The sequence below is a fragment of the Kitasatospora sp. NPDC052896 genome, from assembly GCF_044547075.1.
In the GTDB taxonomy this organism is placed as follows: Bacteria; Actinomycetota; Actinomycetes; order Streptomycetales; family Streptomycetaceae; genus Kitasatospora.
This window is the reverse complement of sequence record NZ_JBITZU010000001.1, coordinates 667,608-688,511: the sequence shown is the minus strand read 5'-3', so window position 1 is coordinate 688,511 and position 20,904 is coordinate 667,608. Positions and strand designations below refer to the sequence as shown.

Genomic DNA, 20,904 nt, shown 5'->3' with positions numbered 1-20,904 from the left:
GCTCGGGCCGGTCCGGCGGATCCTTCCGGGTCCGCGGGACCGGCCCTAGGGGTCGGCGTCGAAGGCGGCGAGCAGGTCGGCGACCGTCCGGGCGAAGCGGGCCAGCTCCGCGGCGGTCACGAACTCGCCCTCCGCGTGGGCGTGGTTGCCGTCCAGCGTGCCCGGCCCGAGCACCACGGTGGCGGTGCCCGGCCGGTCGGCCAGCCAGATCGCGTCGCAGGTGAAGGCGGGCTGGTCGGCGGGCCAGGCCGGCACGCCGGCGGTGGCCAGCAGCCGGGCGAGCCACTCGCCGGTGCTGCCGTCCGGGGTCAGCGCCGGCAGGCCGCGCTTGAGCCAGTCCAGCCGGGTGATCCGCTCGGCGTCGGCCGCCGTGCGGGCCAGCAGCGGGACGTCGGCGAACCGCTCGGCGAAGGCGCGCAGCCCGTCCGCGAGGGCGGTCGGGACGGCGGTGGCCAGCCGCTCGGCGGTGGCGGCGTCGGGGTAGGCCAGGTTGAGCAGCAGCTCGCCCCGGCCGTAGACCCGGTTGTGCAGCCGGCCGGTGTGCAGCCCGGCCACGCAGAGCTGCCCGGCGCCCGGGTCGACGGCCGCGGCCAGGTGCTGGGCCAGGAAACCGAGCAGCACGGTCGCGTTGTGGCCGGCCGCCGGGCGGTCGTCGACGGCGTCCTCGCCGGCCACCCGGATCCGGGCGGTCATCGCCGCCGTGGAGCGCGGCAGCGCGCGGTTGCCGGTCGGCTCGCAGAACACGTTGAGCCGGCCGTAGTGTCCGGCGGCGACCAGCGGACGGGTGCCGAAGGTGCCCAGCGCGCCGCCCTCCTCGCCCGCCACGGCCTGCACCAGCACGCGGATCCGCTCGGCCAGCCCGGGCCGCTCGGCCTGCGCGGCCCGTAGGCCGGCCAGCAGCGCGACCGCCGGGCCCTTGGCGTCCACCGCGCCCCGGCCGGTGAACCGGCCGCCGTCCGGGCCGGGGTGGTGGCCGACCGGCTGCACCCCGGCGACGGTGTCCAGGTGGACGTTGAACATCACCGTCCGTTCGCGCGGCGCCGGGCCGCCGAGGCGCAGCAGCAGGCTCGGCTGGCGGGCCAGGAACTCCGGGTCGGCGGCCGCCGCCGTGCGGACCGGCAGCGGGACCTCGGGTGCCTCGACCCAGTGCCGCTGCGGGGGGCCGTGTCGCAGCACGGCGAAGCCGAGCTCCGCGGCGGCGTCGGCGTAGCGGAGCTGCGCCTCGGCCAGCCGGGCCGAGTGGTCGCCGCTCTCCAGCGGTCCGGCGGTGGGCAGTCGCAGCAGGTCCAGCAGCAGCTGGTGGTCGGCCGGGGTCAGCACGGCCTCGGCCGGCTCGGTGGGAGCCGGCCCGGTCGGGATCAGCTCGGTGGGGGTCGGCCCGGTCGGGATCAGCACGGCACCCGCTCCAGACCGGCCGGGCCGGAGCGCCAGCCGGACCCGCTCGCCACCCGCTCGGCGAGCGCGCGCAGCGCGCGCCCGCTGGCGAGGAAGGCCGCCCGGCACTCGGCCGGCCCGTCCCGGTGCCCCTCGTGCGGGCGGACCGCGAGGTGCGGCTCGATCGACCAGCCGCCCCGGTAGCCGCCCTCGGCCAGCAGCCGCAAGACCTCGGTCACCTGCGCCTCGCCCTCGCCGGGCAGCCGGTACTCGGGGGCCGCGGGCCCGCCGACCGCGTCCTTCACGTGCACGTGCCGGACGTGGCCGGCCAGTTCGCGCAGCATCGGGTAGCTGCGGTAGCCGTGCGCGGCGCCGTTGCCGGTGTCGAAGAGCAGGCCGAAGGCGTCCTCGCGGACGGCCGCCACCAGCCGCAGCGCCCGGGTCGCGTCCCGGCCGGCCCAGCCCGAGCAGTTCTCGTGCAGCAGCACCAGGCCGGCGTCGGCGGCCCGGTCGGCCAGCGCGCCGATCCGGCGGACCACCTCCCGCTCCCACCCGTCGTCCGGCCGGCCGTCGTTGGGGTAGGACATGATCCGTACGAAGCGGGTGCCGAGCACCGCGCAGCGCTCGGCCAGCACCGCCAGCTCGGCCAGCTCGGCGGCGAAGTCGCAGTCGACCGGGCGGGACCAGCCGCCGATCCGGGAGGCCACCACCGGTACCGCCAGTCCGGCCTCGGCGATCCGGGCGGCGGCCCGGGCGAACTCCGGGCCGCTCAGCTGGTCCACTCCGAGGCCGTCCACCGTGCGCAACTCGACGGCACGCCAGCCGAGTTCGAGGGTGACGTCGATCTGGTCGGCGATCCCGGGGGCGGCCTCGTCGGCCACTCCGCAGTAGAAGATCCGTTGCACGTCCAGCCCGGGGCCGGCCGTCAGCTCACCGGGCATGGGTCAACTCCAGTTCGCGGTCGACCGGTTGGGAGGAGCGGGCGGTGGCCCGGCTGATCCGCTTGGCGTCGGCGAGCAGCCCGACCGCCCGGACATGCTGCTCGAACTCGGCGGGCGGAAGCGGCCGTTCGTCCAGGAATCGATCGTAGGCGCGCCGCAGGTAGTGGCTGAGCGAGTCGTCGGGGAAGACCTCGTGGGAGCTCAGCCGCCGCCCGGAGAGCCGGAGGTGGGCGTACTCGTCGTCCGCGCTGCCCGGGTAGTGGCCGGTCGCCGTGCCGTGTTGGAAGCGCAGCGTGATCCGCCGCTCGCGGATCGGCGAGGCCAGGTTGGAGACGATCTCGGTGCGTACTCCACCGCGGTGCGCCAGCACCAGCCGGGCCGAGGCCAGCGCCGGGCGCAGCTGGTCGCCGACCCGCAGGTCCTGGCAGTCCGCCTGGACCACCTCGGCGTCCCCGGCGAGGCGCAGCGCGACCCCGAGCGAGTGCGGGATCTCGATGTCGAAGGCGGTCGGGTGGCCGTGGGTGTGCAGCGAGCGGCGGATTCGCGGCTTGTGCTGGCGCACCGAGATCCGCCGCAGTGGTCCGAGTTCGCCCTGGACGACCAGCCCCTCCAGCCGCTCGGTCAGCGTGCTGGCCAGCCAGGGAGCGACCACCGAGACCGCCAGCCGCTCGGTGCGGACCAGTCGGGCGAGCGCGGCGAGGTCGCTGTGGTGGGCGCTGAGCGGCTTCTCGATGATCAGCCGGCGGAACCCGAGCTCCACCAACTCGCGGACCAGGGCGGTTCGTTCCTCGGGTGGTGTGCACAGGTGGACCACCGTGCGGGCCGGGTCGAGCTGTTGTCGGGCCGCCGCCGGCGAGGCGACCAGTCGGACCTCCGGTCCGCCGGGCACCGCCGCCGGCCGCGGGTCCACGGCCAGGATCGGGCCGTCCGCGAAGAGTCTGCGGCCCGGCTCGCGCCGGAGCCTGAGCAGCACGGGGATGTGCAGCCCGGCGCCCGCGCGGCCGAGACCGACGACCAGGGTGCGGAGCATCGCGGAGCGCCTCCAGGCGTGAAGGGATGGGGAGTTGGAGTGACGGGAGCCTGCCGGTGGACCGGTGGCACGGGAGGGGCGCGTGCCAGCGCCGGGCGCCCGCGCCGACCGGCCACAGCCTGCCGATCAAGCTGACGAGAAGTCAATTCGCTTTGGGGCGTTCCTTCACGAAAGGGTGGATTATCAACGATCAGCACTCTTTTGACGGTATTGCCGAGTGTTGTTGACGTAGCCTCGGGCCCCCGGCGCGGGATCATCCCGATCCCCGTCGGTGATCCCGTCCTCCCGATCCCGTCCGCCCGATCCCGTCCTCCCGAGGGGGAGCGTTGCAGCGTCCCGCGACCACCAGTCCCGTAGCCGGTACCGCGGCCGACGGCGGTCCGCCGCGGCGGACCGCCGCGCACCGCCCGGTGCCGTTCTTCAGCCAGGCCCGCGGCTACGCCGAACTCTGGCCGCTGATCGAGCGCTACGCCACCGAGGTGTTGGACGACGGCAAGTTCTCGCACGGCCGCCAGGTCGAGCGCTTCGAGCGCGCGCTGGCCGAGTACACCGGTGTCCGGCACGTGATCGGCGTCAACAGCGGCACCGACGCGCTGGTGCTGTTGCTGCGCGCGGCCGGACTGCGGCCGGGCGACGAGGTGGTGGTCCCGGCGTTCAGCTTCGTGGCCAGCGCCAGCTCGGTGGTGCTGGCCGGTGGCCGCCCGGTCTTCGTCGACATCGACCCGGAGAGCTACGCGCTCGACCCGGCCGGGCTCGAGGCGGTGCTCACCGAGCGGACCAGGTTCGTGGTGCCGGTCCACCTCTTCCACCGGCTCGCCGACATGGCGGCGATCGGCGAGATCGCCGACCGGCACGGGCTGACCGTGCTGGAGGACAGCGCGGAGGCGATCGGCATGCGGATCGGCGACCGCCACGCGGGCCGGTTCGGGGCCGGCGGGGTGCTCTCGTTCTTCCCGACCAAGACCCTCGGCGCGATCGGCGACGCCGGCGCGATCCTCACCGACGACGACGCGATCGCCCGGACCGCCGACGCGCTGCGCCACCACGGCCGGTTCGGGCGCACCATCGGCAACTTCCCGGCGATCAACACCAGCACCTCGCTGCCCGGTTGCAACAGCAAGATGGACGACCTGCAGGCCGCCGTGCTGCTCGCCAAGCTCGGCCGGCTGGACGCCGACATCGCCCGCCGCGCCGAGCTGGCCCGGGCCTACGACCAGCGGCTGGCCGGCCTGCCCGGGCTGCTGCGCCGGCCGCCGGTCGGCGGGATCGAGGGCCAGGTCTTCTACGTCTACCTGATCGAGACCGAGCGGCGCGACGAGCTGGTGGCCCACCTGGCCCGGCACGGCGTGGAGACCGAGACCTACTACCCGAGCCCGCTGCACCTGCAGCCCTGCTTCGCGGAGCTCGGCCACCGCCCGGGCGACTTCCCGGTCGCCGAGGCGGCCTGCACCCGCGCGGTGGCGCTGCCGCTCTACCCCGACCTCGAACTCGACCAGGTCGACACCGTCTGCGCGCTGATCCGCGGCTTCCTCACCGGTGACCCGGTCCCCGGCGGCGCCGCGCCCGACCCGGCAGGAGTCCCGGCATGACCCTCGGTATCGAAGCCCGCCCGCTGATCCCGTTCTTCCCCCCGGACCTCTTCGAGGAGGACCGCGCGGTGCTGCTCCGGCTGCTCCGGGAGACCGGCACCCACCCCGCCCAGCGCTTCATCCTGGGCGAGCGGACCGCGCGGCTGGAAGGGGAGTTGGCCGAGCAACTGGGCGCGGCCGACGTGATCGCCTGCGGCAGCGGCACCTCGGGGCTCACCCTGATCCTGGCCGCGATGGGGATCGGCCCGGGGGACGAGGTGGTGGTGCCGGCCTTCGGCTGCGCGCCGCTGGCCTCCAGCGTGCTGAGCGTGGGCGCGGTGCCGGTCTTCGCCGACGTCGACCCGTGGCTGATGGTGGTCGATCCGGAGTCGATGGCGAGCCGGATCACCTCGCGCACCAAGGCGTTGATGCCCGCGCACGTGTTCTCGGTGATGGCCGACATGCCGGCCGTGGCGGCGCTGGCCGAGCGGCACGGCCTGCGGCTGCCGGAGGACTCCGCGGTGGCCCAGGGCGGCGTACTGGCCGGCCGTCCGGCAGGCCTGTGGGGCGAGGCCGGGGTGTACTCGTTCGTCCAGGTGAAGACCTTCGGGATGGCCGGCGAGGGCGGTGTGGTGGTCACCCGGGACGCCGAACTCGGGCGCGCGGTGAGGATGTTGCGCAACCACGGGCAGGACGGCCGAGAGCGCTTCCGACACCACCGGATCGGCTGGAACAGCCGCTTCGACGAACTGCAGGCGGCCTTCCAGCTGCACCGGCTGCCCGGCCTGCCCGCCCGGCTGGCCCGCCGGGCCGAGATCGCGGCCTACTACGGCGAGCGGTTCGCCCCGCTCGCCGAGCGCGGGGTGCTGGCCCCGCCGCCGGGTGTCGAGGGCCGCTGCTACTACGTCTACACGTTGCTCGCCGAGCGGCGGGACGCGCTGCGCGACCACCTGGCCGCCAGCGGGGTGGCCTCGCACGCCTACTATCCGCAGGCGCTGCCCCGGCAGCCGGCCTTCCAGCGCTACGCCCGGCCGGGCGCGGACTGCCCGGCCGCCGACCTGGCCGCCGCGCGGGCGCTGTCCATCCCGGTCTATCCGCACCTGACGGACACCCAGGTCGAGCGGATCGCCGACGCGGTCACCGAGTTCGCCCTCAACTGACCCTCCTTGCCGCCTGGTTGGCGGATCGCACGACTACGAACGGGCCCGTGGTGCCGGTCAACGCCGGTCGCCACGGGCCCGCCGTGCGAGTGAAGATCAACGTCCATCCGGGTGATCTTGGTGACTGTCGGTGCGGCCCCTCGTGGCGCCCGCGGGACCGCGAGATCCCTTGGTGCACAAGGGAGGCGGCCGTCCGATCCATCGCGACACGCAGAGTGATCGACTGAATCCCCGCTGTGATCAACTGGCGCCGCAGTCGGGCACCGGGCCCGGCGCGTCCAAGGAGGACCCATGCAACTCACGGCCAAGCGTTCCGTCGCCCTCGCGATCGCCGGTCTCGCGGTCGGGACGGTCGGCGCGCTGACCGTCCCTGCTCTGGCGAGCAGCCAGTCGGTGCGGGTGGCGAACGTGCCGTCCCTCACCCTGGACTTCAACGGCACCAATGACGAGGCCGGCTCGGCCCAGTCGGTGGGCAGCGCCTTCGGCGGCACCGCTCGGGTCAGGGACACCAACGGTAACTTCATCGGCACCGCCTACGACCTCTGCGACAAGGACCGGATCGGCGGCAGGACCGACGAGGTCTTCTGCACCGGCCTGATCGAGATCAAGGACCAGGGCAAGATCTCCTTCAGCGTCGTGCTGCCGATCAGCAACGACCCGGGCCGCCCCGACGACCGCCCGGTCACCGGCGTCGTCAGTGGCGGCACCGGCGCGTTCGAGGGCATCACCGGCGAGGCCCGGCTCCAGCCGCGCCAGCAGGGCGTCTACGACCTGAACTTCAGCTGAGCCTGACGCAGTACGCGGGGAGCCGCCGACTCGTCGGCGGCTCCCCTTCGTTCGCCCACCCACGAGTGTGGAGGAGCCGCATGTCCGACCTCATCGCCCGTCCCGCCGAGCCCGAGTACGCCTTCGGGGACCTCGGGGACGCCGTCCGGGACCAGGCCGCCAGCCGGTCCGCCGCCTACGACCCGTTCACCACCGAGCGGTTGGCCGCCACCGGGCTCGGCGCCGGCTGGCACTGCCTGGAGGTCGGCGCCGGTGAGGGCGAGATCGCGCGCTGGCTGGCCGAGCGGGTCGCGCCCGGCGGCCGGGTACTGGCCACCGACCTGTTCCCCGAGCGGGTGCCGGCCCACCCGAACCTGCGCACCGAGCGCCACGACGTCGGTCACGACCCGCTGCCCGAGGCGGCGTTCGACCTGATCCACGCCCGGCTGGTGCTGCAGCACGTGCCGAACCGGCGGGCCGCGCTGGGCCGGCTGCTCACCGCGCTGCGTCCCGGCGGCTGGCTGCAGATCGACGAGTTCGACGTCTCCTACGGCCCGGTGCTGACCGCGCCCGACGAGGCCTCCGCGCGGCTCTACGAGGATTTCCTGGCCGCCAAGAACCGCGCCTTCGAGCGCGCCGGCGGCCGGCCGGTCTGGGGGCGCGAGTGCGCCGCCGAGCTGCACGCGGCCGGCTTCACCGCGATCGACCCGCAGCCGCGGATCGTGCTCTGGTCGGCCGGCCACCCCGGCCTGGAGCTGCTGGTCAGCCACACCCGCACGCTGCGCGAACGGCTGCTGGCCGAGGGGCTGACGGACGCCCAGCTGGCCGGGGTGCGCGCGGTGATGCGACACCCCGGGTTCCGGGCCGCCTCCTGCGTCCACTACTCGGTCCAGGCCCGGCGGCCCGCCCGCTAGGGCCTGTCCGCAGCAACGCCGTCACGAAGGGGAGTTCCACGTCCCATGGGAATCACCGCCGTCCTCACCCGACCACCCGGCCCCGCCCCGGCGCCCGCGGTCGTCTCCTGGCGGGTCTACGCGCGGCTCGCCAAGCTCGACATCTACGACTACTACCTGGCCACCCCGCTGCTGCTGGCGATGCTGCTGCCGGCCGGTGGCCCCGGCCCGGCCGGCTACGCGGTGCTCGCGCTCTTCCTGGCCGGCGGCGTGGCGATGTTCGCCGGCGGCTGCTCGTTCGACGACGTGACGGGCTACCGTGACGGCAGCGACGCGACCAGCTACGGTCCCGACGCGCCCGCCCGGCGGCTGGCCCGCAAGCCGCTGATCGCCGGCAGTCTCGGTGAGGCGCAGGCCGTGCGGTTCGCCTGGCTGGCCATCGCGGTCCAGTTCGCCTGCTGGACGGGGGCGCTGCTGCTGGCCCCGGTCCGGCCCGGCTGGGCGGTGCTGTCCATCGCGGCCTGCGCCTTCGCCGGGTTCCAGTACTCCTGGTGGCTCAAGCTCAGCTACCACGGTTGGCAGGAGTTCCTGCTGGCCTTCTACGGCTGGGTCTTCGTGGTCGCCCCCTACGGCCTGATCACCGGCCGGATCGGGTCCTTCGCACTGGTCCAGGCCCTGGTCTTCGGCCTGGGCCCACTGCTCTTCGGTGTCTACTCCAACATCAACGACATCGCGGGCGACCGCGCGGTGGGCCGCCGGACCGTCGCCGCGCTGGCCTCCCCGCGCGGCAACGCGGCCTTCATCGCCGCACTCTCCCTGTTGGAGGCGGCGTTGTTGGTGGTGCCCTCGTTGACCGGCCTGGCGCCGTGGTGGTTCGCGGCCCTGATGTCGCCGGTGATCGCCCTGCGGGCCGGCCAGTTCACGCTCGGCCTGGCGGCCGGTGAGGTCCTGCGGGCCCGTCGGCTGGGCATCCACACCCACCGGGTCTGCTGCGCCCTGCTGGTGGCCGCCTGCCTGATCAACGGAGGCGTCGCATGAGGCTCTCCCGCGCCCCGAGGCCGCTCGACCCCGGGCCGCTCCTCGAGACCCTGGCCGAGCGCGGCTCGCCCACCGTCGTCCGGCTCAGCCGACCGCTGGACCTCGCACCGGAGGCCGGCTGCACCTGGACGATCCCGCAACTGGCGGAACTGGTGCGGGAGATGTCGGCCGTGCTGGTCGCCGCCAAGGTCCGCCCCGGCGACCGGGTGGCGATCCACAAGCGCAACCACTGGGACTACGCGCTGCTGACCTGCGCCGCCACCCGGATCGGCGCGGTGCCCGCGCTGCTCTCCGAGCAGCTCGCCCCCGAGGCGCTGGCCGTGCTGCTGGCCCGCCTCAAGCCCGTCCTGCTGATCTCCGACCGCCACACCCTGGCGCTCGGCGGCGCCGCCCACGGGGTGCGCACGCTCTGCCTCGACGGCTCCGCGCCCGGAGCGATCGCGCTCGAGGCGCTGCGCGGCGGCGCCGTCCCCGCCGTGCACCGCCGGCCGGACGACGAGCCGTTGGTGATCAACCACACCTCGGGCACCACCGGGCTGCCCAAACTGGTGATCCACTCCACCACCAGCCTGGTGCGCCGGCTCACCGGGATCGAGGCGCACCGCTGGCCGGTGGTCTCGGTCCGCCGCGAGGACACCGCGGCCAGCGCGATCGCCTTCGCCCACGGCCGGGCGGTCTCCTGGACGATCTCCGCCCTGTGGGCCAGGCCGCGGACCGTCCTGCTGCTCGCCGACGCCGAACCGTCGCTGGCCGCACCGCTGTTGCGCGCCCACCGGCCCACCGTGCTGGAGGCGCTGCCGGCCACCTACATGCGCTGGCAACCGCTGGCGGCCGAACCGGACACCCCCTTCGCCGACCTGCGGCTGTGCATCAGCACCTTCGACGCCGTCCACCCGCCCACCGTGCGGGACTTCCTGGCCGCCTCCCGGCGCCGGTGGCCGATCTGGGTGCAGGGCCTGGGACAGACCGAGACCGGCCCGCTCACCTTCCGCGTGCTCACCCGGCGCGCGGTCGCCGGGCGCGAGCAGCGCCACCCCACCACCCGTGACCTGGGCCGCCCGGTGCCCGGCTGGGTCGGCCTGCGGGTGGTCGACCCCGAGACGCTGCGCCCGGTGCGGCGCGGCGAGCCGGGCGTCGTGCTGGCCCGGACCCCCGGGCTGTGCGGCGGGTACGAGGGGGAGCCCGAGCGCTGGCAGGCCAAGCTGACCGGGCGCTGGTTCAACACGGGGGACCTCGGGGTGCGCACCCGCACCGGCAGGCTGCGGCTGGTGGACCGCGAGGTGGACATGATTCCCGGGCTGAGCTGCGTCGAGCTGGAGGACGTGCTGCACGACCGGCTCCCGGAGCTGGCGGAGGCGGTGGTGCTGGCCGCCGGTGAGGGGCGCCCGCCGCTGCCGGTGCTGGTCACCCGGCACGGCGCGCTGGACCCGCGGCGCTGGCGGCACGCGGTGCGCGACCTGCCGCCGCTGGCCGAGCCGTTGCAGCTCGGCTGGGACGCGCTGCCGCGCACCGGCACCGGCAAGGTCTGCCGGCACCTGTTGCGCAGCCGCTACCTGGCGGGGGTCGCCGCCCACGGCACCGGGAGGTGGACCTGATGGCCGGCCCGGAGCTGGACGTCGCGGTGGTCGGTGCGGGCATCGCGGGCCTGGCCACCGCGCACCGGCTGGCCCGGGCCGGTCGCGAGGTGCGGGTCTTCGAGGCCACCGGGCGGGTCGGCGGTCGGATGGCCTCCAGCCGGCACCAGGGCTACCTGATCGACGAGGGCGCCGAGACCATCGCGCTGCGCGGGTACGACGCCACCTGGGAGCTGATCCGGGCCTGCGCTCTGCCCCCGGCGGAGGTGCTGCCCATCGAGCACACCTACGCGCTGTGGCGCGGCGGGCGGGCCCACCCCCACTCCGGCCGCCCGCTCGGCCTGCTGACCGGCGCCGGGATGTCGCTGCGCGGGCGCCTCGACCTGCTGCGCTTCGGGGCCGCGGTCCGCCGGTCGGCCACCGCGTTCGGCGAGCTGACGGTCAGTGAGGCCGCCGGGCGCTACCACCCCGACCTGCACGACGCGCTGCTCCAGCCGCTGGCCGGCGGGTTCTTCGGCTGGCACTGCGAGCGCTCGGCGATCGGCCCGATGGCCGCCATGCTGGCCGCCACCGGCGGGGTCGGCGCACGCTGGCTGACCTACCGGGACGGGATGGACACGCTGACCCGCCGGCTCGCCGAGCGGCTGCCGGTCACCACCGGCGCCACCCTGGCCCGGGTCACCGAGCGACCCGGCTCGGTGCTGCTGGAGTTCGCCGACGGGCGCACGGTCAGCGCCCGGCAGGCGGTGCTGGCGATGCCCGCGCCGCAGGTGCTCGCGGTCCACCCCGGCCTGCCCGAGGACGAGCGCCCGTACCTGGCCGCCAGCGGCTACACCCCGATGCTCAAGGTGGCCTGCCTGCTGGACCGCGCGTTGCCCTCGCCGACCCGCAGCCCCAGCTGCGGCCTGCTGATCCCCGCCACCGAGAGCCGGGTGGTGGGCGGCGCGATCCTGGACCACCTCAAGGCCGCCGGGCGGGTGCCGGAAGGGCGGGGCATGGTCAGCCTGCTGCTCGCCCCCTGGGCGGTCCCCGACCTGCTGGGCGCCCCGGACGCCGAGGTGGTCTCGGCCGCCGTCAGCGAGGCGGAGCGCTTCCTGCCCGGCCTCACCGCCGCCCTGCGCACCGCCCGGGTCTTCCGCCACCGTCACGGCCTGCCCGAGGCCACCCCGGCCGCGCTGCGCCTGCGGCCCGCCTTCCTGACCCGCCCCCGCCGCCGGGTCGACTACGCGGGCGACTGGCTCTCCCTGCGTCCGAACAGTGAAGCGGCCGCCCACTCCGCCCTCCTCCCCGCCCAGCGCCTGGCCGCCGAGCCGGCCACCGCGGTACGGGGGTGACCCGGCAGCGGAACCGAGGCCAGGACGACGGAGGGCCCCGACCGTGATGGTCGGGGCCCTCCGTCGTCCTGCTCTGGCGGTAGCGGTGGGATTCGAACCCACGGTGGAGTTGCCCCCACACACGCTTTCGAGGCGTGCTCCTTTGGCCGCTCGGACACGCTACCGAGAGGAGACTCTACCGGACGGGTGGCGTGGTCACGAAATCCGTTGGGATCGCCGGGCCGGCGGCCGGTGGCCCGGCGGCGGGCGTCTCGGTGCTGGGTGTCTCAGCGGTGGGTGTCGAAGAAAGCGCGCAGCTGGGCCCCGCAGTCCTCGGCGAGCACGCCCCAGACGACCTCCGGCCGGTGGTTGAGCCGGCGGTCGCGGATCACGTCGAAGAGCGAGCCGGCCGCGCCCGCCTTCTCGTCCAGCGCGCCGTAGACCACCCGGTCGACCCGGGAGAGCACGATCGCGCCCGCGCACATGGTGCAGGGCTCCAGGGTGACCACCAGCGTGCAGCCGCTGAGGCGCCACTCGCCGAGCGCGGCGGCGGCCTCCCGGATGGCCTGGATCTCGGCGTGCGCGGTGGGGTCGCCGACCGCCTCACGCTCGTTGTGGCCACGGCCCAGTACGGTGCCGTCCGGGCCGAGCACCAGCGCGCCGACCGGCACGTCACCGGTGGCCGGCGCGAGTGCGGCCTCGGCGATGGCGAGGCGCATCGGCGCCGTCCAACGGTCACGTACCGGGTCCGGGCGCACCGGCGCCGGGAGCGGGCGCAGCGTCGGCAGGGGGTCGAGGTCGAGGTGGGGCTGCATGCCTTCCAGTGTCGGGCACCCGGAGGGCCCACCCGGTCCACCCGACCCCGCCGCCCCTAACGCACCGCCTCCAGGACGTCGGCGCAGCCGAGCGCGTCGGCGATCTCGCTCAGCGCGTCACCGGGCTCGGCGCCCTCGCCGCTGAGCTCGAGCAGCTCCTTCGAGCCCACCCCGAGGTCGGCCAGCAGCTCGACGTCGCCGAGCGGGCCGACCGGGACCCCGCCGGGCCCGGTGACCGGGCGGTCCTCGTCGTCCTCCTCGGTGTCGGAGTCGGCGAGTTCGGCGTCCTCGCCCTCCTCCAGCTCGTCGACCAGGCTGTCGAGGTCCTCGAACTCACTGTCGCCGGCCCGGCCGACCAGCTCCTCGGTGAGGACCACGTCCCCGTAGGAGCTGCGGGCCGCGGCCGCGGCGTCCGACACGAAGATCCGCGGATCCTCCTCGCCGTCCACCCGGACGACGGCGAACCAGGCGTCCTCCTGTTCGATGAAGACCAGCACCGTGTCGTCGTCCTCTGCCGATTCACGAGCCAGGTCGGCAAGATCGGCAAGGGTTTCCACGTTGTCCAACTCGGTCTCGCTCACATCCCACCCGTCACCGGTGCGAGCAAGCACTGCAGCGAAGTACGCCACCAGGGACTCTCCCAAATGGTCTCGGCCGTAGGCGGTCTCGGGCGAACGCGGTCTGGCCGCCCCCGCGCCAGAGGCGGTCCGCTGTTCGGACCGTCCCATCGGAATCGTGACAGAAAGGCCGGCTTCGCGGGGGGTGTTCGGCACCGCGTCTTTGCAGGTCGTGTCGGAATCCGGGGTCCACCGGGGTGCTTCGGCGGTGGGGTGGCGCGCGGGAGTGGCGGACGGGGTGTCAGATTCGGAAGGTCCGCATGCGCAGTGCCTCGCGCATCCGGCGCTCCTTGGTCTTCCGGGGCTGCACCCGGGCCCTCAGTTCGCGGGCCTCGGCGAGTTCGCGCAGGAAGACGGCGCGGCGGCGCCTGCGCTCGGCCTCCGTCTCCAGGGGCGGCTCGGCGGGTTCCTCGGGGGGTCCGGCGGCCGACTCCGGTGTCATGTTCATATGGTCTGACTTTCCCAGAAGGGGAGGTTTGATACCACGGCAACGTCGCCACCTGGGCGAGGACACGGCCAGGACGCCACGGGCGGTCCGACCGGAGCGAGGTCGTACCCGCGTCCAAACGCCGTTAAGGTCGGAGCCATGCGGATCCACGTCGTCGACCACCCCCTGGTGGCGCACAAGCTCTCCACGCTGCGCGATGAGCGCACCGACTCCCCGACCTTCCGTCGCCTCACCGACGAGCTGGTCACGCTGCTGGCCTACGAGGCCACCCGGGACGTGCGGACCGACGAGGTCGAGATCACCACTCCGGTCGCGGTCACCACCGGGACCCGGCTCAGCTACCCGCGCCCGCTGGTGGTGCCGATCCTGCGGGCCGGCCTCGGCATGCTGGACGGGATGACCCGGCTGCTGCCGACCGCCGAGGTCGGGTTCCTCGGCATGGTGCGCAACGAGGAGACCCTGGAGGCCTCCACCTACGCGACCCGGATGCCGGACGACCTCTCCGGCCGCCAGGTCTACGTGCTGGACCCGATGCTGGCCACCGGCGGCACCCTGGTCGCCGCGATCCGGCTGCTGATCGACCGCGGCGCGACCGATGTGACGGCCGTGGTGCTGCTCGCCGCGCCGGAGGGCGTGGCGGTGATGGAGCAGGAGCTGGCCGGGCTGCCGGTGACCGTGGTCACGGCCGCGCTCGACCAGCGCCTCAACGAGAACGGCTACATCGTGCCCGGCCTCGGCGACGCGGGCGACCGGCTCTACGGCACCGCCGGCTGACCCGGCGCCCGGCGCGGCGCCCCGGCGCACAGCACGAGGACACGGCGCCCAGCACGAGAACACGGCGGACGGCCCGGCTCAGCAGCTGCCCGGCGACTGGCCGCCGGTGGGCTTCGCCTTGGTCGCGTCGGCCAGCGCGGCGGCCGCCGCGTTCGGGTCGAGCAGCGCGTTGTATCCGTCGCCGATCACGAAGTCGACGGTGGCGTCGGTCCGGCTGTCGGTCATCGTGGCCGACCCGGCGACCTGCGCGCCGAGCAGGGTGGCCGCGCCCGCTCCGGCCGGCCCGGAGATCAGCTGGACGCTGCCGGGGACCTTCTTGTCGAGCGCCGAGGGGGCGTTGCCGACCTTCCCGATCGTGAAGCCGCGCTGCTTGAGCTCGTCGGCGGTCCGGGCGGCCAGGCCGGACTTGTCGGTGGCGTTGTAGACGTTGACCGTGACGGCCTGCGGCTGCGGGATCGCGGTGCTGGCGGGCAGCGGCGGGCCGGTGACCGGCGCGGCCGAGGAGGCGGGCGCGGCCGAGCCGGAGGCGGCGGCCGAGCTCCTGCCGGTGGCCGAGGCGGCGGGCGAGTTCCTGCCGGCGGCCGAGGCGGAGGCCGCACCGCCGGCGGAGGCCGTACTCGAGGCGCTGGGCGGGCCGCTCACCAGGACCGGCGCGGCCAGCGGCTTACCGGACACCGAGGCCTTGCCGGAGGCGCAGGCCGAGGCGACCGCGTGCTTCCCCTTGCCGGTGAAGATGTCGACCACCTGGACGCCACCGAGCGCGATCATCGACAGCGCGAGTAACGAGCCGATCAGCATCAGGACCTTGCGCCTGCGGCGCGGCGGAGGGCCCAGCCGCGGGTGGCTTCTGCCAGTGATCCGGAACTGCTTCCCCTTCAAGCCCTGGGGCGTCAACATGCTCACGGTCTGTCTCCCCTTTGGTGGAAGGGCAGCGGTGACGGGTGACAGGACGCCCACCGGGCGGCTGATCCAGAAGCCCGCCGGGTGCCACGGCCGTGCTCAGCAGCCTAGACCGGATCACGGGACGGCGTTATAAATGATCATCATTTGGAGTATTCGGACACCCGAAGGGGTGTACTGACGATCACTTGGGAGTAATCCGCCGCGCTGCCGTCCGAGGGGAGCGGGGTCAGTCCATCTCCAGCACCCGGGCGTGCAGCACCTGACGCTGCTGCAGGGCGGCGCGCACGGCGCGGTGCAGCCCGTCCTCCAGGTAGAGGTCGCCGTGCCACTTCACCACGTGGGCGAAGAGGTCCCCGTAGAAGGTCGAGTCCTCGGCCAGGAGAGTCTCCAGATCCAGCTGCCCCTTGGTGGTAACCAGCTGGTCCAGTCGCACCGGGCGAGGGGCGACGTCCGCCCACTGGCGGGTGCTGGTACGGCCGTGATCCGGGTACGGCCGCCCGTTGCCGATGCGCTTGAAGATCACACGGAAAGCCTACCGTTTGGGCGGCGCGTGGCGCAGCAAGCGCGCTGCTCCGCTGGCGCCGCCAGGTGTCCGGTCTGCGGCGGTTTCGGGAACGCCGGGTGAAGGCCGGATGCCCGGGGCCGGACCGCGGCGAGCGCCCGGCGAACCGTGCGGACACCCCTCAGCCGTGCAACGCGGCCCCGATCCGGTCCAGCGAGGAGAGTCGCATCAGCCCGTAGTTGTAGAACTCAACCTCGGGCACGCCCAGCTCGCGCAGTACCGAAAGCTTTGCCGCGAGGTTGACCGGACCGTCGCAGTCCTCGGCCATCGGGCGCAGGATCACCGCCAGACCGGCCGGCCGCACCCCGTGCAGGGCGAACGCGGCGATCTTCTCGCGGACCGCCTCCGGGGTCCTGGCGTAGCCGAGCGTCTCGATCCCGACGCCGGCCGCGGCCAGTGCGGGCAGGTCGATCCCGGCCAGCCAGCCGGTGCCGGGGCCGCCGCCGTCCAGGAAGCTCAGCCGCATCCCGTGCCGACGGGCCCGCTCGGCCAGCTCGGCGGCGAGCGAGGTGACCGTCCCGGCGGCGGCGTCCAGGTAACCGGCCAGCGCGCCGCCGGCCAGCTCGTCCAGCGCGGCGGGGGCCGCGGCGGCCCGCTCGTCGGCCAGCCGGGCGCGCAGTTCGGCGGCCACCGCCCGGCGCACCTCCTCGGCGGGGACGCCCCGCGCCTCGGCCGCGGCCCGGCAGTGCGGGCAGAAGCAGACGCCGAGCAGCGCCTCGGCCACCGGGCCCAGCGGTTCGAAGTAGCGCTCGTGGTGGAAGCCGTGCCGCAGACCGTGGAAGTGCAGCGACTCGGCCCGGATCGCCTCGACGCCGTACCGGGCCAGCTCGTCCAGCAGGGTGTGGGCGTACTCGCGGACCTCCGGGTTGGCCGGGCACAGCTCGGTCAGCGCGCGGTCGCCGAAGGCGTTGGCGGGGGAGCAGTCGGGGTACTGGAAGCCGAGCCGGTCGTTGTGGCAGAAGACCGTCCAGGCGTGCAGGCGCAGCCCGCGCCGCCGGGTCTGCTCGGCGGCCAGCGCGAACGGGTCGTCGGCGCCGATCGCCCCGGACGGCACCGGGATCAGCCGGCGGCCGGCCCAGCGGGTCGGGTCGGGCCGGAAGTACGCCGCGCCCGGCTCCAGGTAGCGCACCACCCGGGTCGGGTGGTGCGGGAAGACGTCCCGGGCCGCGTGGTAGACCGAGGCCAGCGTGACGCCGTCGACGCCCGCCCGGTCGGTGAGGTTGCCGAAGAAGGTGTCCGCACCCTCGTCGAGCAGGTCGGTGGCGAAGGCGAGGACGGACGACTGCACGGTGCGGCTCCGGAGCAGGGGGCGGGGGGACCACGCTAGCGGCCCGGTCCGAATTGGTCTATACCTGCCGCCGTCGATCAGAGGCCGAGGTCGTCCAGCTCCTTCAGCAGGTCGGCGCGCGGGCCGGAGGTGGTCGCCGGGGCGGCGGCGCGCGGTGCGCCGGCCGCCGGGCGGCCGGCACGGTCGCGGAAGAGCCAGGCCCCGGCCAGTCCGCCGGCCAGCCCGCCGAGATGGGCCAGCCAGCTGATCCCCGGCGTCCCCGGAACGGCCAGCGTGACCAGGTAGGCGAAGGAGGCGCCCATCACCAGCCCGATCAGGCTGTCGATCAGCCGGCGGTCGATGAAGCCGCGCAGCACCACGTAGCCGAAGTAGCCGAAGATCAGCCCGCTCGCCCCGATCGTCACCACCCCGGTGCGCTCGAAGAGCCAGACCGCCAGCCCGCTGGTTACCGCGATCAGCAGGGTCAGGCCGAGGAACTTCCGGACCCCGCGGTAGGCGGCCAGGAAGCCGAAGACGAAGAGCGGTCCGGAGTTCCCCTCCAGGTGCTGCCAACTGGCGTGCAGCAGTGGCGCGGTGAACACGTCCGGCAGCCTGGCGGGATCGTCGGCGACGATCCCGAAGCGCTGGGCGAGCAGGCCGTCGTCGGCCCAGTTGCCCAGCTGGATGGCCCAGACCAGGCAGAGGAAGCCGAACATGACGAAGAAGGCCCTCCGGGCCTCCGCGATCAGCCGCGCCTCGGCGTCGCTCGTCCCGGTGTCCGCCATGTCGTTCCCCTCCCGCGCTTCGTGCCTTCGCGTTCGACTCTAGGCGGCCGGGCCGGCATCCGGGTATCCCACCCGTGTGGCGCAATGATCCTTCGTCCTCGGGGGTTTCGTCCTGCCGCGCTGCGCCGGGTGGGTGACTCTTTGACGCCGGTAGTTCGAAGCCGTCGGGGGCGCCTTCACGATACGGATATGACTATCCGTCAGTTCATCGCATCGTCATCGGGTATTCGCGGTGGCGCCCTCGGGGCTCGGGGACGACCGTGGCGGGCGGCCGTGGCCGTCGGCGCCTGCGCCGCGCTGCTGGCCGCCGGCACGGTCGGGTCCCCGGCCGCCGCCGCACCGGTCGGGGCCGGTCAGGGCCGGTCGGTCACCGTCAGCGATCCGGCGCAGTACGTCAATCCGTTCGTCGGGACCAAGCAGGGGGCCGTCGACTACGGCAACGGCGGCGGCGCCGGCAACACCTTCCCGGGAGCCACCGCGCCGCTGGGCATGGTCCAGTGGAGCCCGGACACCGTCACGTACCAGCACGGCGGCTACTTCTACGACGACCAGCGGATCCGGGGGTTCAGCCTCACCCACATCTCCGGCGCCGGCTGCGGGGACTACGGCAACATCCCGTTCATGCCGGTCCTGGGCACCGACCCGGTCGCCTACTCCTCCTTCTCGCACGCCCACGAGTCGGCCTCGCCGGGGTCGTACTCGGTCACCTTCGACAACGGCGTGACCACCGACCTCACCACCACCCAGCGCACCGGCATCGCGCGGTTCAGCTACCCGGCCGGGCAGACCGCCTCGCTCACCGTCGACGCGGGCAAGGCGTTCAACGCGGCCAGCGGCTCGATCTCGATCGGCGGCAACACGCTCTCCGGCTACACCGACGGCGGCGGCTTCTGCGGCACCGGCAACCGCTACCGGATCTACTTCACGGTGGCCTTCGACCGCCCGTTCACCCGCTCGGGCATCGTCACCGACGGCCGGCTGGACACCGGCCGCAAGGACGCGACCGGCCAGGACCCGGGGATCGCCCCGCAGCCGGCGCGCACCGCCGAGGCGGTGGCGCAGGCCCAGAGCAAGGGTGAGCGGGGACCCGCGCCGCACCCGGAGGTGAACCAACCGGCCTCCGGCGCGCTGGCGCTGGTCTCCTTCGACACCAGCGCCAGCCGGACCGTCACCGCCCGGGTCGGCATCTCCTTCGTCAGCCCGGCCAACGCCCGGGCCAACCTGGCGGCCGAGCAGGGCGACACGGGTTTCGACCGGCTCCGCGGCGCGGCCCGGACGGCCTGGAACGACCTGCTCGGCCGGATCGCCGTGGCGGGCGGCGGCGCCCGGGCCACCCGCACCTTCTACACCGAGCTCTACCACACGCTGCTGCACCCGAGCGTGCTCAGTGACGTCAACGGGCAGTACCCGGGCTTCGACGGCCAGGTGCACAGCACCGCGCCCGGACACGTCCAGTACGCCGACTTCTCCGGCTGGGACATCTACCGTTCGCAGGCCCAGCTGCTGGCGCTGCTGCTCCCGAAGGAGGCCTCGGACATCGGCCAGTCGATCGTCAACCAGGGCGCCCAGGGCGGCTACTTCGACCGCTGGACGCTGGCCGACGGCGGCACCGGGGTGATGGTCGGCGACCCGCTGCCGATCATCGCCGGCGACCTCTACGCCTTCGGTGCCACCGGCTTCGACGCCGAGAACCTGCTCTGGCGCGCGCTCTGGGGCAGCGAGGACGACCGCGAGCGTTCGGGCCACCAGAGTTACGACCAGGTGGGCTACGTCCCGGTCGGCACCGGCAACGAGTGGGGGCCGGCCGCCGACACCCTGGAGTACGCCACCGCCGACTTCGCGCTGGCCCAACTCGCCGGCCGGCTGGGCGATCCCGAGGTGCACGACACCCTGATGCACCGCTCGGCCAACTGGCGCAACATCTTCAACACCGGCACCGGCTACCTCCAGCAGCGCAACGCGGACCACAGCTGGCCCGACGCCCCGCCGGCCCAGCAGGACGGCTTCGTCGAGGGTGACGGCGCGCAGTACACCTGGCTGGTCCCCTACAACCTGCGCGGGCTGTTCACCGCGATGGGCGGGGACGACGCGGTGGTCGGCCGGCTGGACCCGTTCTTCGACAAGCTCAACGCCGGGCCCAACGCGCCCTACGCCTACCTCGGCAACGAGCCCTCGGTGGGGATCCCGTGGGCCTACGACTACGCCGGCCGTCCGGACCGCGCCCAGGACGTGGTCCGGCGGGCCGCCGTCACCCTCTACAGCGACGCCCCGGACGGCGAGCCGGGCAACGACGACCTGGGGGAGATGTCCTCCTCGGTGGTCTGGGCGGCCCTGGGCATGTACCCGGAGGTGCCCGGCCGGGCCGAACTGGTACTGGCCAGTCCGATGTTCCCGGCCATCACGGTGACCCGGGGCAACGGGGTCCGGCTGGAGATCCGCGCGCCGGGCGCCTCCGACGCCGTCCGCTACGTGCACGGCCTGCGGGTGGGCGGGGTCCCCTCGAACCGGCCGTGGCTGGGCGAGGACTTCGTCAGCGGCGGCGGCAGCCTGGAGTACACCCTCGCCGCCGACCCCGACCCCGGCTGGGGCCGGGCGCCCGCCGACGCGCCGCCCTCCTTCGACGTCGGCCCGGCCACCCCGGCCACCGGCACGATCACCGAGGCGGCCGGCAAGTGCGTCGGCGTGCAGCGCGGGGACGACGCGGACGGCACCCCCGTGCAGCTCGCGGAGTGCGACGGGACCGCCGCCGAGCAGTGGACGGTGGCCCCCGACGGCAGCGTGCGGGCGCTCGGCAAGTGCCTGGACATCCAGCAGAGCGGGACCGCCGCGGGCACCCCGGTGCAGCTCTACCACTGCAACGGCACCGGCGCCCAGCAGTGGTGGCCGCGGCCGGACGGGGCGCTGCTGAACCCGCCGTCCGGGCGCTGTCTGGACCTGCCGAAGAACGACACCACCAGCGGGACCAGGCTGCAGCTCTGGGACTGCAACGGCAGCGCGGCCCAGCGCTGGACGGTGCCGCGGTGAGCCCGGGCTGACCCGGGAACGAAACGGACGGCGGGGACGGCCGGGCGGCCCGC

General features: G+C 74.4%; 19 protein-coding genes and 1 tRNA gene. 9 read left to right on the top strand and 11 right to left on the bottom strand.

Annotation, left to right across the window (positions count from 1 at the left end):
* Positions 1 to 45: 45 nt before the first annotated feature.
* The 3 genes from ACIGXM_RS03205 to ACIGXM_RS03195 are packed head-to-tail and all read right to left on the bottom strand — an operon-like array spanning position 46 to position 3,345.
* Positions 46 to 1,395 carry a M20/M25/M40 family metallo-hydrolase gene (locus ACIGXM_RS03205; RefSeq protein ID WP_396556244.1) on the bottom strand — a complete coding sequence of 450 codons (1,350 nt, stop codon included), beginning with the start codon at positions 1,393 to 1,395 and terminating at the stop codon, positions 46 to 48.
* A complete protein-coding gene (locus ACIGXM_RS03200; RefSeq protein ID WP_396556242.1) occupies positions 1,389 to 2,315 on the bottom strand; it encodes a sugar phosphate isomerase/epimerase family protein in 927 nt (308 codons plus the stop codon). Before ACIGXM_RS03200 ends, ACIGXM_RS03205 begins: the two co-directional genes overlap by 7 nt.
* Entirely contained in the window at positions 2,305 to 3,345 is a 1,041-nt protein-coding gene (locus ACIGXM_RS03195) for a Gfo/Idh/MocA family oxidoreductase (protein ID WP_396556240.1), read from the bottom strand. Before ACIGXM_RS03195 ends, ACIGXM_RS03200 begins: the two co-directional genes overlap by 11 nt.
* 326 nt (positions 3,346 to 3,671) lie before the next feature.
* Here ACIGXM_RS03195 and ACIGXM_RS03190 point away from each other — a divergent pair, with 326 nt between their 5' ends.
* The 7 genes from ACIGXM_RS03190 (at position 3,672) to ACIGXM_RS03160 (ending at position 11,677) form a co-directional block, all read left to right on the top strand.
* Complete coding sequence (locus ACIGXM_RS03190) at positions 3,672 to 4,934, top strand: DegT/DnrJ/EryC1/StrS family aminotransferase (RefSeq protein WP_396556238.1); 1,263 nt, start codon at positions 3,672 to 3,674, stop codon at positions 4,932 to 4,934.
* A complete protein-coding gene (locus ACIGXM_RS03185) occupies positions 4,931 to 6,073 on the top strand; it encodes a DegT/DnrJ/EryC1/StrS family aminotransferase (protein WP_396556236.1) in 1,143 nt (380 codons plus the stop codon). The genes ACIGXM_RS03190 and ACIGXM_RS03185 overlap by 4 nt, the downstream gene beginning before the upstream one ends.
* 291 nt (positions 6,074 to 6,364) lie before the next feature.
* Entirely contained in the window at positions 6,365 to 6,859 is a 495-nt protein-coding gene (locus ACIGXM_RS03180; protein WP_396556234.1) for a hypothetical protein, read from the top strand.
* An 80-nt stretch (positions 6,860 to 6,939) separates the two neighbouring features.
* A complete protein-coding gene (locus ACIGXM_RS03175; RefSeq protein ID WP_396556232.1) occupies positions 6,940 to 7,752 on the top strand; it encodes a class I SAM-dependent methyltransferase in 813 nt (270 codons plus the stop codon).
* A gap of 45 nt (positions 7,753 to 7,797) precedes the next feature.
* Positions 7,798 to 8,769 (top strand): UbiA family prenyltransferase, encoded by a 972-nt coding sequence (locus tag ACIGXM_RS03170; RefSeq protein WP_396556230.1) that lies wholly within the window; start codon positions 7,798 to 7,800, stop codon positions 8,767 to 8,769.
* Positions 8,766 to 10,364: a class I adenylate-forming enzyme family protein gene (locus tag ACIGXM_RS03165; protein ID WP_396556228.1), complete on the top strand. Its 1,599-nt coding sequence runs from the start codon at positions 8,766 to 8,768 to the stop codon at positions 10,362 to 10,364. Before ACIGXM_RS03170 ends, ACIGXM_RS03165 begins: the two co-directional genes overlap by 4 nt.
* Positions 10,364 to 11,677 carry a protoporphyrinogen/coproporphyrinogen oxidase gene (locus tag ACIGXM_RS03160; protein WP_396556226.1) on the top strand — a complete coding sequence of 438 codons (1,314 nt, stop codon included), beginning with the start codon at positions 10,364 to 10,366 and terminating at the stop codon, positions 11,675 to 11,677. Before ACIGXM_RS03165 ends, ACIGXM_RS03160 begins: the two co-directional genes overlap by 1 nt.
* Positions 11,678 to 11,751: 74 nt before the next feature.
* On the opposite strand, the gene ACIGXM_RS03155 is transcribed toward ACIGXM_RS03160, so the two are convergent.
* The 4 genes from ACIGXM_RS03155 to ACIGXM_RS03140 all read right to left on the bottom strand — a co-directional run bounded on the left by ACIGXM_RS03155 (position 11,752) and on the right by ACIGXM_RS03140 (position 13,530).
* Positions 11,752 to 11,841: transfer RNA gene (locus ACIGXM_RS03155), tRNA-Ser, on the bottom strand.
* Positions 11,842 to 11,943: 102 nt separating this feature from the next.
* The gene (tadA, locus tag ACIGXM_RS03150) at positions 11,944 to 12,471 is read right to left on the bottom strand and encodes a tRNA adenosine(34) deaminase TadA (protein WP_396556224.1); all 528 of its coding nucleotides are present in this window, start codon (positions 12,469 to 12,471) and stop codon (positions 11,944 to 11,946) included.
* A 56-nt stretch (positions 12,472 to 12,527) separates the two neighbouring features.
* Positions 12,528 to 13,052: a hypothetical protein gene (locus tag ACIGXM_RS03145; protein WP_396556222.1), complete on the bottom strand. Its 525-nt coding sequence runs from the start codon at positions 13,050 to 13,052 to the stop codon at positions 12,528 to 12,530.
* A 277-nt stretch (positions 13,053 to 13,329) separates the two neighbouring features.
* Entirely contained in the window at positions 13,330 to 13,530 is a 201-nt protein-coding gene (locus ACIGXM_RS03140) for a hypothetical protein (RefSeq protein WP_396556220.1), read from the bottom strand.
* Positions 13,531 to 13,674: 144 nt separating this feature from the next.
* Here ACIGXM_RS03140 and upp point away from each other — a divergent pair, with 144 nt between their 5' ends.
* On the top strand, positions 13,675 to 14,310 hold the full coding sequence (upp, locus tag ACIGXM_RS03135) for a uracil phosphoribosyltransferase (RefSeq protein ID WP_396556218.1): 636 nt from the start codon (positions 13,675 to 13,677) through the stop codon (positions 14,308 to 14,310).
* A gap of 78 nt (positions 14,311 to 14,388) precedes the next feature.
* Here upp and ACIGXM_RS03130 read toward each other — a convergent pair whose 3' ends face one another.
* From ACIGXM_RS03130 to ACIGXM_RS03115, 4 genes are all read right to left on the bottom strand, one after another.
* Entirely contained in the window at positions 14,389 to 15,207 is an 819-nt protein-coding gene (locus ACIGXM_RS03130) for a LytR C-terminal domain-containing protein (RefSeq protein WP_396557360.1), read from the bottom strand.
* A 232-nt stretch (positions 15,208 to 15,439) separates the two neighbouring features.
* Positions 15,440 to 15,736, bottom strand: coding sequence for a type II toxin-antitoxin system VapB family antitoxin (locus ACIGXM_RS03125; protein WP_030273186.1), 297 nt, complete (start codon positions 15,734 to 15,736; stop codon positions 15,440 to 15,442).
* A gap of 160 nt (positions 15,737 to 15,896) precedes the next feature.
* Positions 15,897 to 17,063, bottom strand: a complete 1,167-nt coding sequence (locus ACIGXM_RS03120) for a hypothetical protein (protein ID WP_396556216.1) — start codon at positions 17,061 to 17,063, stop codon at positions 15,897 to 15,899.
* 77 nt (positions 17,064 to 17,140) lie between these two features.
* The gene (locus ACIGXM_RS03115; RefSeq protein ID WP_396556214.1) at positions 17,141 to 17,827 is read right to left on the bottom strand and encodes a rhomboid family intramembrane serine protease; all 687 of its coding nucleotides are present in this window, start codon (positions 17,825 to 17,827) and stop codon (positions 17,141 to 17,143) included.
* A 273-nt stretch (positions 17,828 to 18,100) separates the two neighbouring features.
* Here ACIGXM_RS03115 and ACIGXM_RS03110 point away from each other — a divergent pair, with 273 nt between their 5' ends.
* Entirely contained in the window at positions 18,101 to 20,851 is a 2,751-nt protein-coding gene (locus ACIGXM_RS03110; RefSeq protein ID WP_396556212.1) for a lectin, read from the top strand.
* The last annotated feature ends 53 nt before the right edge of the window (positions 20,852 to 20,904 follow it).

Coding starts and splice junctions, on each gene's coding strand:
- ACIGXM_RS03130 (WP_396557360.1), bottom strand. CDS start 15,207: ATGTTGACGCCCCAGGGCTTGAAGGGGAAGCAGTTCCGGATCACTGGC.
- ACIGXM_RS03200 (WP_396556242.1), bottom strand. CDS start 2,315: ATGCCCGGTGAGCTGACGGCCGGCCCCGGGCTGGACGTGCAACGGATC.
- ACIGXM_RS03140 (WP_396556220.1), bottom strand. CDS start 13,530: ATGACACCGGAGTCGGCCGCCGGACCCCCCGAGGAACCCGCCGAGCCG.
- ACIGXM_RS03180 (WP_396556234.1), top strand. CDS start 6,365: ATGCAACTCACGGCCAAGCGTTCCGTCGCCCTCGCGATCGCCGGTCTC.
- ACIGXM_RS03195 (WP_396556240.1), bottom strand. CDS start 3,345: ATGCTCCGCACCCTGGTCGTCGGTCTCGGCCGCGCGGGCGCCGGGCTG.
- ACIGXM_RS03165 (WP_396556228.1), top strand. CDS start 8,766: ATGAGGCTCTCCCGCGCCCCGAGGCCGCTCGACCCCGGGCCGCTCCTC.
- tadA (WP_396556224.1), bottom strand. CDS start 12,471: ATGCAGCCCCACCTCGACCTCGACCCCCTGCCGACGCTGCGCCCGCTC.
- ACIGXM_RS03160 (WP_396556226.1), top strand. CDS start 10,364: ATGGCCGGCCCGGAGCTGGACGTCGCGGTGGTCGGTGCGGGCATCGCG.
- ACIGXM_RS03185 (WP_396556236.1), top strand. CDS start 4,931: ATGACCCTCGGTATCGAAGCCCGCCCGCTGATCCCGTTCTTCCCCCCG.
- ACIGXM_RS03175 (WP_396556232.1), top strand. CDS start 6,940: ATGTCCGACCTCATCGCCCGTCCCGCCGAGCCCGAGTACGCCTTCGGG.
- ACIGXM_RS03170 (WP_396556230.1), top strand. CDS start 7,798: ATGGGAATCACCGCCGTCCTCACCCGACCACCCGGCCCCGCCCCGGCG.
- ACIGXM_RS03115 (WP_396556214.1), bottom strand. CDS start 17,827: ATGGCGGACACCGGGACGAGCGACGCCGAGGCGCGGCTGATCGCGGAG.
- upp (WP_396556218.1), top strand. CDS start 13,675: ATGCGGATCCACGTCGTCGACCACCCCCTGGTGGCGCACAAGCTCTCC.